Source organism: Caulobacter sp. ALps2, assembly GCF_058681635.1.
In genome coordinates this window covers 828855-842259 of the sequence record NZ_CM178743.1, presented here as the reverse complement: position 1 = coordinate 842259, position 13405 = coordinate 828855, and the positions used below count along the sequence as shown (strand labels likewise).

The 13405-nt window shown below is 68.0% G+C and carries 14 protein-coding genes; 7 read left to right on the top strand and 7 right to left on the bottom strand.

Features of this window, described 5'->3' with window-relative positions; genetic code table 11:
• The first annotated feature begins 13 nt into the window (after positions 1 to 13).
• Entirely contained in the window at positions 14 to 580 is a 567-nt protein-coding gene (efp, locus tag ACW173_RS03800) for an elongation factor P (protein WP_492085893.1), read from the top strand.
• Positions 581 to 677: 97 nt separating this feature from the next.
• Here efp and ACW173_RS03795 read toward each other — a convergent pair whose 3' ends face one another.
• Together ACW173_RS03795 and ACW173_RS03790 are read right to left on the bottom strand one after the other, a co-directional pair.
• The gene (locus ACW173_RS03795; RefSeq protein WP_492083549.1) at positions 678 to 4700 is read right to left on the bottom strand and encodes an ice nucleation protein; all 4023 of its coding nucleotides are present in this window, start codon (positions 4698 to 4700) and stop codon (positions 678 to 680) included.
• 216 nt (positions 4701 to 4916) lie between these two features.
• On the bottom strand, positions 4917 to 5798 hold the full coding sequence (locus tag ACW173_RS03790; RefSeq protein WP_492083548.1) for a LysR substrate-binding domain-containing protein: 882 nt from the start codon (positions 5796 to 5798) through the stop codon (positions 4917 to 4919).
• Between the two features lie 149 nt (positions 5799 to 5947).
• Here ACW173_RS03790 and ACW173_RS03785 point away from each other — a divergent pair, with 149 nt between their 5' ends.
• Positions 5948 to 6070: a hypothetical protein gene (locus ACW173_RS03785; RefSeq protein ID WP_492083547.1), complete on the top strand. Its 123-nt coding sequence runs from the start codon at positions 5948 to 5950 to the stop codon at positions 6068 to 6070.
• Between the two features lie 87 nt (positions 6071 to 6157).
• Here ACW173_RS03785 and ACW173_RS03780 read toward each other — a convergent pair whose 3' ends face one another.
• Positions 6158 to 7099: an electron transfer flavoprotein subunit alpha/FixB family protein gene (locus ACW173_RS03780; protein ID WP_492083546.1), complete on the bottom strand. Its 942-nt coding sequence runs from the start codon at positions 7097 to 7099 to the stop codon at positions 6158 to 6160.
• Positions 7099 to 7845, bottom strand: a complete 747-nt coding sequence (locus tag ACW173_RS03775; RefSeq protein ID WP_492083545.1) for an electron transfer flavoprotein subunit beta/FixA family protein — start codon at positions 7843 to 7845, stop codon at positions 7099 to 7101. Before ACW173_RS03775 ends, ACW173_RS03780 begins: the two co-directional genes overlap by 1 nt.
• A 208-nt stretch (positions 7846 to 8053) precedes the next feature.
• Here ACW173_RS03775 and ACW173_RS03770 point away from each other — a divergent pair, with 208 nt between their 5' ends.
• Positions 8054 to 8311 carry a hypothetical protein gene (locus tag ACW173_RS03770; protein ID WP_492083544.1) on the top strand — a complete coding sequence of 86 codons (258 nt, stop codon included), beginning with the start codon at positions 8054 to 8056 and terminating at the stop codon, positions 8309 to 8311.
• Between the two features lie 70 nt (positions 8312 to 8381).
• Here ACW173_RS03770 and ACW173_RS03765 read toward each other — a convergent pair whose 3' ends face one another.
• The gene (locus ACW173_RS03765; protein WP_492083543.1) at positions 8382 to 8960 is read right to left on the bottom strand and encodes a cob(I)yrinic acid a,c-diamide adenosyltransferase; all 579 of its coding nucleotides are present in this window, start codon (positions 8958 to 8960) and stop codon (positions 8382 to 8384) included.
• Positions 8961 to 8997: 37 nt separating this feature from the next.
• Complete coding sequence (locus tag ACW173_RS03760; protein ID WP_082769664.1) at positions 8998 to 9201, bottom strand: twin transmembrane helix small protein; 204 nt, start codon at positions 9199 to 9201, stop codon at positions 8998 to 9000.
• Positions 9202 to 9568: 367 nt separating this feature from the next.
• Here ACW173_RS03760 and ACW173_RS03755 point away from each other — a divergent pair, with 367 nt between their 5' ends.
• From ACW173_RS03755 to ACW173_RS03745, 3 genes are all read left to right on the top strand, one after another.
• Complete coding sequence (locus ACW173_RS03755) at positions 9569 to 9799, top strand: CC0731 family SpdR-regulated protein (RefSeq protein ID WP_492083542.1); 231 nt, start codon at positions 9569 to 9571, stop codon at positions 9797 to 9799.
• Positions 9796 to 10443, top strand: a complete 648-nt coding sequence (locus tag ACW173_RS03750; protein WP_492083541.1) for a TetR family transcriptional regulator — start codon at positions 9796 to 9798, stop codon at positions 10441 to 10443. Before ACW173_RS03755 ends, ACW173_RS03750 begins: the two co-directional genes overlap by 4 nt.
• An 83-nt stretch (positions 10444 to 10526) precedes the next feature.
• The gene (locus ACW173_RS03745; RefSeq protein ID WP_492083540.1) at positions 10527 to 11135 is read left to right on the top strand and encodes a TetR/AcrR family transcriptional regulator; all 609 of its coding nucleotides are present in this window, start codon (positions 10527 to 10529) and stop codon (positions 11133 to 11135) included.
• A gap of 115 nt (positions 11136 to 11250) precedes the next feature.
• On the opposite strand, the gene ACW173_RS03740 is transcribed toward ACW173_RS03745, so the two are convergent.
• Positions 11251 to 12294 (bottom strand): NAD(P)-dependent alcohol dehydrogenase, encoded by a 1044-nt coding sequence (locus ACW173_RS03740; RefSeq protein ID WP_492083539.1) that lies wholly within the window; start codon positions 12292 to 12294, stop codon positions 11251 to 11253.
• A gap of 198 nt (positions 12295 to 12492) precedes the next feature.
• Here ACW173_RS03740 and ACW173_RS03735 point away from each other — a divergent pair, with 198 nt between their 5' ends.
• Entirely contained in the window at positions 12493 to 13401 is a 909-nt protein-coding gene (locus ACW173_RS03735; RefSeq protein ID WP_492083538.1) for an AraC family transcriptional regulator, read from the top strand.
• Positions 13402 to 13405: the final 4 nt, after the last annotated feature.

Genomic DNA, 13405 nt, shown 5'->3' with positions numbered 1-13405 from the left:
GGACGGTAAGTACGTGAAGGTTGCTGCCAGCTCGCTCCGCAAAGGCGCTGTCGTCGATATGGACGGCAAGCTCTATGTCGTCCTGACGGTCGACAACATCCACCCCGGCAAGGGCACGCCGGTGACCCAGCTGAACATGCGCCGCATCTCGGACGGCGTGAAGGTTTCGGAGCGCTATCGCACCACCGAGCAGGTCGAGCGCGCCTTCGTCGACCAGCGCAACCACACCTTCCTGTACCAGGACGGCGACGGCTTCCACTTCATGAACCCGGAAACCTACGACCAACTCGTGGCCACCGAGGACGTGATCGGCGACGCCGCGCCCTATCTGCAAGAAAACATGACGGTGCAGCTGTCGACGCACAACGACGTGCCGATCGCCATCGAGCTGCCGCGCACCGTGGTCCTCGAGATCGTCGAGACCGAACCGTCGGTGAAGGGCCAGACCGCCTCGTCGTCGTACAAGCCGGCCCTGCTCAGCAACGGCGTCAAGACCACCGTGCCGCCGTACATCACCGTGGGCACCAAGGTGATCATCCTGACGGAAGACAACAGCTACCAGGAACGCGCCAAGGACTAAGCGCCCTTTCGGGTTCGAACAGACAAAGGCCCGGCGGATCGTTCCGCCGGGCCTTTTCTTGGTCTGTCCACGCGCCGGCCAGTCCAGGCTTTTTGATTTAGAGCCCGATCGCTTCCAACTGGGCGCGGCTCATGGCGTCCAGCTGCGACGAGGTCAGCTTGTTGACCTGGGCGCGCGACAGCTGGCTGAGCTGGCCGGGCGCGAAGGCGGCGATCTGTTCGCTGGTGAAGCCCGGGATCTGGCTGGGCATGATCTGGCCGATCTGGGTGGCGTTCAGGCTCTGGACCGCCACGTTCGGCAGTTGCCCGACCTGTGTGGTGGTGAGGGCTCCCAGCTGGGCGCCGGACAGGCGGGCCAGGCCGTCGGCCCCGAAGGCCGCCAGCTGCTCGCCCGAGAAGCCGCGCACCTGGGTGGCCGACAAGCTGTTGAAATAGTCCTCGCTCATGCCGTTCAGCGCTGGCAGCGACAGGGCGCTGATCTGGCCGACGGTAAAGGCGCCCAGCTGGGTCTTGCTGAATTCGCCCATGTCGCTGGCCGAGAGGCCGCGGACCTGGATCGGCGTCAGTCCCGAGATCTGGGCGGGCGACAGGGCGCCGACCTGGGTGACGCTGAGGGCCGAGATGTCGGCGGCCGAGAAACCTTCCAGCTGCGCCGCGCCCAGGGCCCCGACCTGGGTGGCGGTGAAGTCGCCGATGTCCTGCACGCTGAACTGCTCGATCTGGGCGGCCGTCAGGCCTCGCACCTGGCTGGTGGTCAGGCGGGCGAACTGGGTGGCGTCCAGGGCCGAAAGGATCTCGCCGCGCACCGCGCCGATCTGGGCCGAGGACAGAACCGCCACCTGCGTCGCCGACAGCAGGCCGAAGCTGGAGGCGTCCAGGCCGGCCACCTGGGTGGTCGACAGGCCACCGACCTGGGTGGTGCTCATGCTGGTCAGGCGCGAGGTCCCCAGGGCCGCGAAGGCCGAGGGCGACAGGGCCCCGATCTGGCTGGGGCCCAGGCTGGCGAACTCGGTGGCGTCCAGGCCGCCGATCAGCGTGGTCGAAAGCCCCGCCATCTGGGTGGCGCTGAGCTGGTTCAGGCGGCCGCGGATCAGGCTGTCGGACAGGCCGGCCAGCTGGGTCGAGGACAGGCCCGAAAACTGGGTGGCCGACAGGCTGGAGATGGCGGTGGTCGATAGGCTGCCCAGGTTCGTGCCCGACAATGCGCCCAGCTGGGAGGCGGTCAGATAGCCGACCTGGGTGGCCGACAGCTCGGCGAAGTCCGTGCTGGACAGGCTGCCGACCTGGGTGGTCGACAGGCCCTGGACCTGGGTGGCCGACAGGCGCGCGACCTGGGTGGTGCTCAGGGCCGACAGGGCGGTGGTCGACAGGGACGACAGGAAGGTGGTGTTCAGGCCGCCGACCTGGGTCTCGGCCAGAGCAGCTAGCTGCGAGGCGGTCAGGGTCCCGGCCTGGGTGACCGATAGCCCCGCGAGCTGGCCCGAGGTCAGGCCCGCCACCTGGGTCGCGGTCATGGCCGGCAGGACGTCGCTGGCCAGGGCGCCCAGCTGGGCCGAGCTCAGCGCCGCCAGCTGGGCGGCCGACAGGCCCTCCACCTGGGTGGGGCGCAGGGCCGTGATCTGCGAGGCGACCAGGGCCTTGACCTGGGTCGTGCTCAGCGCGCCCAGCTGGTCGGAGCTCAAGGCGGCGATGTCGGTGGGCGGCAGGGCGGCCAGCTGGGTCGTCCCGATCGCGCCGATCTGGGTCGTGCTGAACTCGGCCATGTCCGTGGGCGTCAGGCCGGCCAGCTGGGCGGTGGTCAGGCCTCGGATTTGCTGGGTCGACAGCGCCGCCACATGCTCGGCGTCCAAGGCCGAGAACGCCGTGGCCGACAGGCCCGACAGCTGGCTGGACGACAGCAGTGCCAGTCGTTCTGGCTCCAGCGCGGTCACGGCGGTGAGCGACAGGCCGGCGATCTGGGTCGAACGCAAGGCCGCCCACTGCGACGTGCTGAGATTGTCGAGATCGTCGGCGCCCAGGCCCCCGATCTGGGTGGTGGACAGGCCCTGCACCTGGCTGGGCGTCAGGCCCGCCCACTGAGTGGGGCTGAGATCCGCGATCAGGGTCGGCGACAGCGCGCCCACCTGGGCGGCGCTCATGGCCGCGACCTGGGTGGTCCCGAGGATGCCGAAGGTGGTGGCCGAGAAGCTCTTGATCTGGGTTGTGGTCAGGGCCTTGACCTGGGCGAGGGTCAGCTGTTCCAGGCTCTCGCTGGGCAGGCGGCTCAGGGTCGTGGTCGACATGGCCGAGATCTGGGTCGGGTACAGCGCGGCGATCTGGGTCGGGCTCAGCGCCTCGAGCATCGTCACGGGCATGTTGGCCAGATGCTCGTTCGACAGGCCCCGCACCTGGGCGGGCGTGAGGGCGGCGATCTGCGTCTCCGAGAGGGACCTCAAGGCGGCCAGCGGTATCTTGGTGATCTGGGTCCCGCCCAGCTTGCTGACCGCGGTGGCCGACAGGTGCGGGATCAGCACGCCGACCTGCGGCCCGTCCAGGACGCCGAGCTGAGCGGTGGAGAGCTCGGCGACGTCGGTGTCGGACAGGCCCGTCAGCTGGGTCGTCGTCAGGCCCTTGACCTGCTGCGTCGTCAGCATGGCCGACTGGGTCTGGCTCAGGGCCGACAGGGCCTCGGGCGTCAGGCCGTTGATCTGGGCGGGGTTGATGCCGCTGAGTTCCGCCGTGCTGAGCCGCGCGACCTCGGTGGCCGAGAGGGTCTTCAGCTGAGCGGCCGTCACGCCCGTCCACTGGGTGCGGGTCAGCTCGGCGACGCCGCGCAGCGCCGCCAGTTGGGGTCCCGTCAACGCGCCGATCTGGGCGGCGTTGAAGGCGGTGGTCTGCTCCGGCGTCATGGCCGCGATGTCGGTGGTCGACAGCGCTTTCAGCTGCAGCGGCGTCAGGCCGCGCAGCTGGGTGGGGCTGAAGGCGGCGAACTGCTCGTCGGACAGGGCCGCCAGCCGTTCGGGGGGCAGCTCCTTGAGCTGGGCGGCGGTGAAGGCCTTCAGCTGGACGCGGGTGAATTCGTTGAGGTCATCGCCGTCCAGGGCCTTCAGTTGCTCGGGACGCAGGCGGGCGATCTGGGCCGCGCTCAACGCTCCGACCTGCTCGGCGTCCAGAGCCGCGAAGCCGGTGGCCGACAGGCCGCTGAGGGCGGCCGGATCCATGGCGGCGATCTGCTCGGGCCGCAGGCCGGTGATCGCGGTCAGCGACAGGGTCGCGGTCTGGTTGCTGGCCAGGCCCGCGATCTGGGTCGGCGTCAGGGCCTCCAGGAACGTCGCGCCGGCCTTGCCCACCTCGATGGCCGACAGGGCGCGGATCTGGGTGGGCAGCAGGCTGGCGGTGCGGCTGCCGGCCAGGGCCTTCAACTGCTCGCCGTTCAGCACCGACAGCTGCGGGTTGGTGAGCTTCGACCACTGCTCGGGCGTGGTCAGGGCGATGTCCTCGGCCGAGAAGCCGCGCAGGACCGCGGCCGACAGGCTCGTGAACTGGGTGGCGGTCAGGGCCTGCAATTGTTCGCCCGACAGGCTCTGGACCTGGGTCGGGCTCATGACGCTGATCTGGGCGGCCGTCAGGCTGCTGATCTGCTCGGTCGTGAACTCGGCCAGGTCGCCGAGCGGCAGCACGCGTAGCTGCGACGGCGCCAGGGCGCGCACCTGCGCCAGGTTCAGGCTGGGCACCTGGTCTTGGGTCAGGGCCGAGAAGCTGGTCGCGCTCAGCACCGAGATCTGGGACGTGCTCAGACCGTCCAGGGCCTGGGTGCTCAGGCTCGCGACCTGGGTGACGGACAGGGATTTCACCTGGTCCTGGTTCAGCATCGTCATCTGGGTGTAGCTGAAGCTCACTCCATTCGACAGGCGTGGCAGCTGGGCGGCGGTCAGGCCCGGCAGCTGGTTCTTGTTGAACTGGGCGAACTGCTCGGCGGTGAGGCCGCTGATCGCGGTGACCGAGATGGCGGACACCTGGGCGCGGGTGAGCCGGGCGAACTCCGAAGGCGGGGCGTTGGCGAGGTCCGCGGCGCTGAGCGTCGCGATCTTGGCCGTCGTCAGGCTGGAGAGGGCCGGCGTATCGGAATTGATGGCCACCATGCGCGCGCACCGAACTCGAGAGCCGCCGGGCGTTCCCCCTTCGAGGGCGCATGGCGAATGGGCCGCCAACTTCCGGGCGGCGATTCGTTAACCGCCACTCTAGGTGGAAACGTGTTTAGTTCAAACTGTATTTCCTATTCTGCGCGCCGGCGCCGCGCCTGGCGCGGGCGGCGTAGGCCTGACATCCCTCTCCCCTCGCGGGAGAGGGCGGCCCACTCACCGCGATCGTTCCCCATCCGTCTTGGCCAGGAACCAGTCGCGCAGTTTCAGGATCCTGGGCAGCTTGGGGTTATTCTGGCGCCAGACGAAGTTGTGACCGGTCTCGACATCGATCTCGCCGGGCAGGGGGCGGACGAGGCGGCCCTCGTCTATGTCGCGCTTGGCGTAGCCGCCTCGGGCCAGGGCGAAGCCCAGGCCTTGGGCGGCGGCGTCCAGCATCATGGCCGAGCCGTCGAAGCCCAGCGCCGGCCGCAGCTCCGGCGGCGTGATCCCCATGGCCCGGAACCACATCGACCACGGCAGGTCGGTGTGCCGCAGCAGCGGGGCGGACAGCAGGTCCTCGGGCTTCTCGATCGGGTGGCGCGTCAGCAGCGCCGGGCTGCAGACCGGGAAGATGCGCTCGTCCATCAACCGGACCGACTCCAGGCCGGCCCAGGGGCCGATTCCGTAGCGCAGCGCGACGTCCACCCCGTCGGTGGCCAGGTCCGAGACCCGATCCTCGACCCGGATGGTCAGGTCCAGCTCGCCCGTCTCGACCGACAGCCGGGCCAGTTGCGGCGACAGCCAGCTGGTGGCGAAGGCCGGGCCGGCGGAGAGGACGATCGGGCCGCTGGCCGCGCGGCGGGCCGAGTCGACCCCCTGGCGCAGTACGCTCAGCGCCTCCCCGACCTGGGCCGCCAGGGCGGCGCCTGTCGGGGTGGGCTCCATCTGGTTGCCGCGCCGGGCGAACAGCTGGACTCCCAACTCCTCCTCCAGCTTGCGGACCTGCTGGCTGACCGCTCCATGGGTCACGAACAGCTCGTCGGCCGCCCGGCTGTAGGAGCGGTGGCGGGCGGCGGCCTCCAGGGCGACCAGGGACGAAAAGGGTGGCAGGCGCATGGTCAAGATCTAGGGATGTTAGCCCAGCTCACAAGTTCCCGCAGATACCATCGTTCGTAAAGCCCAGGTGGTTTCGGCATTGTCCTGATCACGGGAACGCGCTGCTCCGGCCCGAACCGAACCAAGCGCTCTTAAAAAGGAAGATGACGATGAAGACCCTGCTTCTCGCGGGCGCCCTGGTGCTCGCCCTGGCCACTGGCGCCGTGACCAATTCCGCCGCCCTGGCCGATCCGGACGCTCAATGGGCCAAGATCATCCGAACGGCGCGCTGAGCGCCTCCATGATGACGAGCCCAACAAGAAAGGCCCGGAGTTTCCTCCGGGCCTTTCCCATTATCCAGAAGCCTGTAGGGGCCGGGTTTACTTCCCGGCCGCCGTCAGGGCGTCCATCAGTTCGGGGACGGCCGTCTTGTAGTCGGCGACCAGGCCGAAGTCGGCCACCTGGAAGATCGGGGCGTCGGCGTCCTTGTTGATCGCGACGATCACCTTGGAGTCCTTCATGCCGGCCAGGTGCTGGATGGCGCCCGAGATGCCGATGGCGACGTACAGCGACGGCGCCACGACCTTGCCCGTTTGACCGACCTGGTAGTCGTTCGGGGCGTAGCCGGCGTCGACGGCCGCGCGAGAGGCGCCGACAGCGGCGCCCAGCTTGTCGGCCAGCGGCTCGATCACGCGCTGGAACTCCTCGGCCGAACCCATGGCGCGACCGCCCGAGACGACGATCTTGGCCGCGGCTAGTTCCGGGCGGTCCGACTTGACCATCTCTTCGCTGACGAAGCGGGTCTTGGCCGCATCGGCGCCGCCGACGGTCTCGACCGAGGCCGAGCCGCCTTCAGCCGCCGCCGCGAAGGCGGTCGGACGGACGGTGATCACCTTCTTGGCGTCCGACGACTGGACGGTCTCCAGCGCGTTGCCCGCATAGATCGGGCGCGTGAAGGTGTCGGCCGAGACGACCTCGACGATGTCCGAGATCGGCGCGACGTCCAGCTTGGCGGCGACGCGCGGCGCGAAGTTCTTGCCGCCCGAGGTGGCTGGAACCAGGATCGCGTCATAATTGCCCGCGATGGCCAGCACCGCGTCGGCCTGGGCTTCGGCGACGCCATGCCCCAGCGAGTCACTCTCGGCCAGCAGCACCTTGCGGACGCCGGCGATCTTGGCGGCTTGGTCGGCCACGGCCTTGGCGCCCGAACCCAGGACCAGCACGTCCACGTCGCCCGAGATCTTCAGGGCGGCGGTGACGGTCTTGTGGGTGCCGTCACGCAGGTGGGCGTTGTCGTTATCGGCGACGACGAGAACAGCCATTACAGCACCCCCGCGGTGTTGAGCTTGGAAACCAGGTCAGCGGCGGTCTCGACCTTGATGCCGGCCGAGCGCTTGGCGGGCTCGGTGACCTTCACGACCTTCAGGCGCGGCGCGACGTCGACGCCATAGTCGGCGACCGCCTTCTGGGCGATCTCCTTCTTCTTGGCCTTCATGATGTTGGGAAGCGAGGCGTAGCGCGGCTCGTTGAGGCGCAGGTCCGCCGTGATGATGGCCGGCAGGTCGACATCCAGGGTCTGGAGGCCGCCGTCGACTTCACGGGTGACCTTGGCGGTCGAACCCGAGACTTCGATCGCCGAGGCGTAGGTGGCTTGCGGCCAGCCTAGCAGGGCCGACAGCATCTGGCCGACGGCGTTGTTGTCGCCGTCGATCGCCTGCTTGCCCATGACCACCAGGTTCGGGTTTTCCTCGGCCACGACAGCCGCCAGCAGCTTGGCCACGGCCAGCGGCTCGAGATCGGCGTCCGAGGCGATCAGGATGCCGCGGTCGCCGCCCATCGCCAGGGCGGTGCGGATCGTTTCCTGAGCTTGCGCCGGACCGATGCTGACGATGACGACTTCGGTCGCCACGCCTTTTTCCTTGAGACGCACGGCTTCTTCGACCGCGATCTCGCAGAAGGGATTCATCGACATCTTGACGTTCGCAAGGTCGACACCGGTCTGGTCCGCCTTCACGCGGGCCTTGACGTTGTAATCGATAACCCGTTTGACCGGGACTAGGACCTTCATCGGTTTCCACCGCCTCCAGGCTGCTTTTTATCCTGCTTGGCATCCGACTTACCGCTTGTGCGCCGCAATGCAAGTTTCCCTTTGCGTAAGCGTAATGGGTAAATCTGGGTTCCGTTCAAACGGTTGTACGATTTCCTGCGGGTTCGGGCCGGTCTCGCTTCGGCGGCGCCAATTCCCTTAAGGACGGAAAGGCGCTAAGGGGCCGCGCATGAACAAGACCATCAACCGCTTGAAGTACATCTTCCTGGGCCTGTTCCTGCTCGGCAGCGCCGGGGTGCTAGCCTATCACGGCCTGTGGGTCTGGCCGAAGGAACGCTGCGAGGCCCGCGGCGGCGCCTGGGCCGGCAAGTGGCTGAAGTGCGCGACGGTCTATCCGATCGAGACGATGACGCGGCGGCCGGCGGGGACCCCGCCGATCAATGGGGAGAAGGGGGCGCCTGCTGCGGCGGCTCCTGAAAAGAAGTAAAAAAGAGTCGTCATCCCGCGAACAAGTCGCGGGATGACGGGTTTGTATTTCGAGGGCGGCGGCAGGCGACCTACCGCGTCGCCCCCGGCTTCCACAGCACGTCCGCCTTGCCCTTGTCGTTGCTCCACCGCGCGGCGACGAACAAGAGGTCCGACAGTCGGTTCAGGTACTTGATCGCCGGCGCGCCCACGATCTCACCGTCCATGCCCGCCAGCGCCACGCAGGTCCGCTCGGCCCGGCGGCAGACGGTGCGCGCCACGTGCAGGGCGGCGGCGGCCGGCGACCCAGCGGGGAGCACGAACGACGTCAAAGCCTCCATCTCGCCGTTCAGCAGGTCGATCTCCCGCTCCAGCCGCTCGACCTGGCTGTCGAGGATGCGCAGCGGCTCCCATTCGGGCTTGCCGTGCTGTTCGGGCGTGGCCAGGTCCGCGCCCAGGTCGAACAGGTCGTTCTGGACGCGCTCCAGGATCGCGTCGAGCACGGGATCAACGCCCGTATGCTGCCGGGCCTGTCCGATCGCGGCGTTGGTTTCGTCGACGCCGCCATAGGCTTCCACCCGCGGCGAGGCCTTGCTGACTGGCGCGCCGGTGGCCAGGCGCGTCGCGCCGGCGTCGCCGGTGCGAGTATAGATGCGGTTCAGCGTGACCATGCGTCCCGGACTCCCGTTCGGCGAAGCGGATTAGTGTCTAGGCGCCCTTACGCCACCAGAAGGCGGCGGCCACCAGGACGATGATGGCGATGAACTGCAGCAGCACGCGCAGACGCATCAGCTTGTTCGAATAGGAGCGGCCGAAGTCGCCGCCGCGAAACAGAGCGTAGAGGCCCGCGCCGAGGGCGATCAGCACCGCCAGCAGGGCGGCGGGAACGAGGAAATCGAAGAGGTGGCTCATGGCGCCGGAAGATAGGCCGCGACGCCCGGCTTAGCCATAGAGCCCGGAGCCGTAAGGGGCCTGACGCGTTTTCGCCCCCTCAGGTTAGTGACTCGGTTCGATGACCACTGTCCGTTGAGTCAATTCGGCGAACCTGTTCGGTGAGCGTTTTTGTCGCAGTGACGCTTTGAGAGCGCTCCCATATCTATGCGGCACGCCAAAGTTCGGCGATTTGAGTTCGTTTTCGCGGTTGCAAAGCGCTTCCCCTGGCGTTATTGCGCCGCCTTCCTATTTTCAGTGCGCGTTCGTTGAACATGATCAACCTCCCCCCACCGCGGATCGGTTCAACGCTTTTCACTCACCCCAGCGGGGGTAGGAGCTAACCGCAATGGCCCAGAGCGCACTGCTCTCGACCAACGCCGCGCTCTCCGCGACCGATCGCGAAGAGGCCATGGCCGAAGTCCGCCAACTGATCACCGACCTGCGCGACGCCGCGCAAGACGGCCGCCAGCTGGCCCGCCGCTATGCCGACGTCCTGCAAAATGTCGTCGACGAGTACTGCATTGAATTCGAGAAGCGCGCTGAAGCGGCTCTCGCCCGTCTGGAGGCCGCCGCATGAGCTTTGTGTCCGTCAATATCGAGTCGGCCACCGACTCGCCGGTGAAGCTGACGCGCCGGGCCCTCGCCAAGCAGCGCACCCGTGAGCGCGTCCTGGCCGCCGCCCGCCGTCTGTTCAGCGAGCGCGGCTATGAAGGCGCCACCATCCGTGACATCGCCCAGGCCGCCGGCATGTCGACCGGCGCCGTGTTCGCCAGCTTCGCCGACAAGTCGGAGCTGTTCGAAGAAATCCTGACCGCCGACTATGAAGTCATCTGCGCCCAGATGACCCAGGCCTCGCGCACCGCCAAGACGATCGACGAAGCCCTGCTGGGCCTGTTCGGCATCGCCTATGGCTTCCATGTCGAGCAACTGCCGCTGCTGCGCGCCAGCATCGCGGTGTCCTGGACCCGCTCGGAAGCCGCCGAGCGTCGCGCCCGCGCCGACCTCAAGCACATCTTCCGCCTGATCGCCGACGCCCTGCAGCGCGGCGTCGAAGAAGGCCAGTTGAAGAAAGATATCGACGCCAAGCTCTTGGCTGAGATCACCTGGGACGTGTATGTCGCCAACTACCGTCGCGCCGTCTATGACGGCTGGTCGGTTGAGGCTCTGCTGGCGCGGCTTTCGGAACAACTGAAAGTCATCTTCGCGGGTGCTCGCGCCTAACCAAGCCCGGAGGTCGCTCCGTTCGGGGGAACGGGGCGACCTGCGATTGAACAATGACGCTAGCGTGTTCGAGGGGGACGTGCGTGGGCGTGAGAGACGACCAGAAGGCCGCGACTCGAGAGAAGGTTCTCGACGCCGCCAGGGACCTTTTCAACGAGGTCGGCTACGAGGAGACCACCATCCGCGCCATCGCGGAGCGCGCGGGGGTCTCCGTCGGTAGCGTGTTCACCACCTTCGCCTCCAAGGCGGAGGTGCTGAGCCATGTCATGACGCATCGCCTGTCGGAGCTCTATGCGGAGTTCGACCGGGTGGTGCCGTACCTGCGCGGCAGCACGGCCGACCGGCTGTGCTCGATCTTCGCGATCCACTACGAGTTCGAGACGCGGCGGGTGAAGCTGTTCCTGGCTCACGTCGCGGCCTCGTACAATCCCAACAACGACCCGGGCGTCACGCCCTATGGCCGCAATCCGCGCCTTAACCAGATGTTGCTCGACGTGCTGGACGACGGCGTGCGCAAGGGCGAGGTCCGCGCCGACATGGACCTTCAGCTGGTCGTCGAGACCCTGAAGGCCGCCTATGCCTGGAACTATCGCATGGCGGCGGCGGCCGGCGGGAACCTGCCGGCGGCCGAGATGTCGGCGGTGATGGACAAGCAGATCGCGGTCATCGCCGAGGGCTGGAAGCCGCGGTAGGTCGCGGTCGTCCCAGCCAGACGCGAAATCCATGTCATCCCGGCCGCAGGGAGGGAGCCGGGACCGACGGTCCCGGCTCGGCGCGCTACGCGCCTCGCGGCGTCGCGGCGTCGCCCTAAAGGGTCGCCATGTCGATCACGAAGCGGTAGCGCACGTCGCTCTTGGCCATGCGCTTGTAGGCCTCGTTGATCTGGTCGATCGAAATGACCTCGATGTCGGCGACGATGTTATGCTCGCCGCAGAAGTCGAGCATCTCCTGGGTCTCCTTGATCGAGCCGATCATCGAGCCGGCCAGGGTGCGGCGGCCGGGGATCAGGGCGAAGGCGTTCAGCGGCACGGGCTCTTCCGGCGCGCCGACCAGCACCATGGTCCCGTCCACCTTCAGCAGGTTGAGGTAGCCGCCCCAGTCAATGCCGGCCGAGACGGTGCAGATCAGCAGGTCGAATTCGCCGGCCAGGGTCTCGAAGGTCGCCGCGTCGTTGGTGGCGTAATAGTGGGCCGCGCCCATCCTCAGGCCGTCTTCCCGCTTGGACAGGGTCTGGCTCAGCACCGTGACCTCCGCGCCCATGGCGTGGGCCAGCTTGACGCCCATGTGGCCAAGGCCCCCCATGCCCAGGATCGCGACCTTCTTGCCGGGGCCGGCGTTCCAGTGGCGCAGGGGCGAGTACAGGGTGATGCCGGCGCACAGCAGTGGGGCGGCGGCGTCCAGGGCCAGGTTGCCGGGGATCGACAGGACGTAGTCTTCCTTGACCACCATGTGGTCGGAATAGCCGCCATAGGTCGGGGTGTCCGAACCGGGCTCGAAGGCGCTGTAGGTCAGGACGAGGCCCGGCTGGTACTGCTCGCGGTCCAGGTCGCGGGCTTCCTTGCAGGTGACGCAGCTGTCGACGAAGCAGCCGACGCCGACGGGGTCGCCTTCCTTGAACCGGGTGACATTGGCGCCGACGGCGGTGACCACGCCCGAGACCTCGTGGCCGGGGACGATCGGATAGACGCTCTGGCCCCAGCCATTGTCGACCATGTGGATGTCGGAGTGGCAGACGCCGCAGTACTTGATCGCGATGACGACGTCGTCGGGATTGGGTTCGCGGCGTTCGAAGCTGAACGGAGCCAGGGGCGCGCCGGCGGCTTGCGCCGCGTAGCCTTTAGCGGTGGCCATTCGGATTTTTCCTTGAAATTTGGGAGGCCGATCGGGGAGGGACCGGACGCCGGGAGATTTGCCACGCGCCGAGACGACGGCGTTACGCCGATCCTGCAAAGCTCATGCACGATCCTGCAAAAGGCGGCGGAGATGGTTTTCGCGAATATCGCGACGGCGTAGAGCTTCAAGCGTCCGAAAGCCCGGAAAACCAAGCCCTTGACCGCCCCCGCCACCGCCGAGACCTATGCCGAAATCGCCGAACTGTGCGCTCGTCACGCCAAGGACGACAGTCCGGAGTCCGCGATCGACGGCCTGTTCGTCACCCGCCGCTGCTCGCCCAGCGGCAAGCTGCACATCGATCAGCGGCCTTCGTTCTGGCTCGTGGCCGGCGGGCGCAAATGCCTGACGATCGGCGACGAGGAGCTGCACTATGGCGTTGGCGACTGTCTGCTGGTGGCCCTGGATCTGCCGGCGACCGCGCGGATCACCCAGGCCAGCGAGGCCGATCCCCACCTGTGCGTGGGCGTGGCGATCAACCCGGCCCGGCTGGCCGAGCTGATCGGCCGGCTGCCGCGGCAGGCGACGCCGCCGCCGGGCGGCATGCGCGGCGTGGCGGTCAGCGCCGCCTCGCCGGACCTGCTGGACGCCACCTTGCGGCTGCTGCGCCTGCTGGACCGGCCGCGGGACGTGGCCGCCATGGCGCCGCTGATCGAGCAGGAGATCCTCTACCGCCTGCTGAGCGGGCCGTGCGCCGCGCGCCTGCTGCACATCGCCATGGCCGAGGGGCAGGGCCAGCGCATCACCCGCGCCGTCGCCTGGCTGCGCGAGCGCTTCGACCAGCCGCTGCGCATCGAGGCCCTGGCCGACCATGTGGGCATGAGCGAGAGCTCGCTGCATCACCACTTCAAGGCCGTCACCGGCATGACGCCGATGCAGTACCAGAAGCAGTTGCGGCTCTATGAGGCCCGCCGCCTGATGCTGGTCGAGGGCCTGGACGTCGGGGCGGCCGGCTTCAATGTCGGCTACCAGAGCCCCTCGCAGTTCAGCCGCGAGTACCGGCGGCTGTACGGCCTGCCGCCGGCCCGGGATGTCGAAGCGTTGCGGGCCCCGGTGGCGGCGGAATAGGTCC

Excerpts from the sequence above, each read along its gene's own strand:
- ACW173_RS03765 (WP_492083543.1), bottom strand. The coding sequence starts at position 8,960 with ATGGTCACGCTGAACCGCATCTATACTCGCACCGGCGACGCCGGCGCG.
- ACW173_RS03770 (WP_492083544.1), top strand. The coding sequence starts at position 8,054 with ATGAACAAGACCATCAACCGCTTGAAGTACATCTTCCTGGGCCTGTTC.
- ACW173_RS03755 (WP_492083542.1), top strand. The coding sequence starts at position 9,569 with ATGGCCCAGAGCGCACTGCTCTCGACCAACGCCGCGCTCTCCGCGACC.
- ACW173_RS03740 (WP_492083539.1), bottom strand. The coding sequence starts at position 12,294 with ATGGCCACCGCTAAAGGCTACGCGGCGCAAGCCGCCGGCGCGCCCCTG.
- ACW173_RS03750 (WP_492083541.1), top strand. The coding sequence starts at position 9,796 with ATGAGCTTTGTGTCCGTCAATATCGAGTCGGCCACCGACTCGCCGGTG.
- ACW173_RS03775 (WP_492083545.1), bottom strand. The coding sequence starts at position 7,845 with ATGAAGGTCCTAGTCCCGGTCAAACGGGTTATCGATTACAACGTCAAG.
- ACW173_RS03790 (WP_492083548.1), bottom strand. The coding sequence starts at position 5,798 with ATGCGCCTGCCACCCTTTTCGTCCCTGGTCGCCCTGGAGGCCGCCGCC.
- ACW173_RS03795 (WP_492083549.1), bottom strand. The coding sequence starts at position 4,700 with ATGGTGGCCATCAATTCCGATACGCCGGCCCTCTCCAGCCTGACGACG.
- ACW173_RS03780 (WP_492083546.1), bottom strand. The coding sequence starts at position 7,099 with ATGGCTGTTCTCGTCGTCGCCGATAACGACAACGCCCACCTGCGTGAC.
- ACW173_RS03760 (WP_082769664.1), bottom strand. The coding sequence starts at position 9,201 with ATGAGCCACCTCTTCGATTTCCTCGTTCCCGCCGCCCTGCTGGCGGTG.
- ACW173_RS03785 (WP_492083547.1), top strand. The coding sequence starts at position 5,948 with ATGAAGACCCTGCTTCTCGCGGGCGCCCTGGTGCTCGCCCTGGCCACT.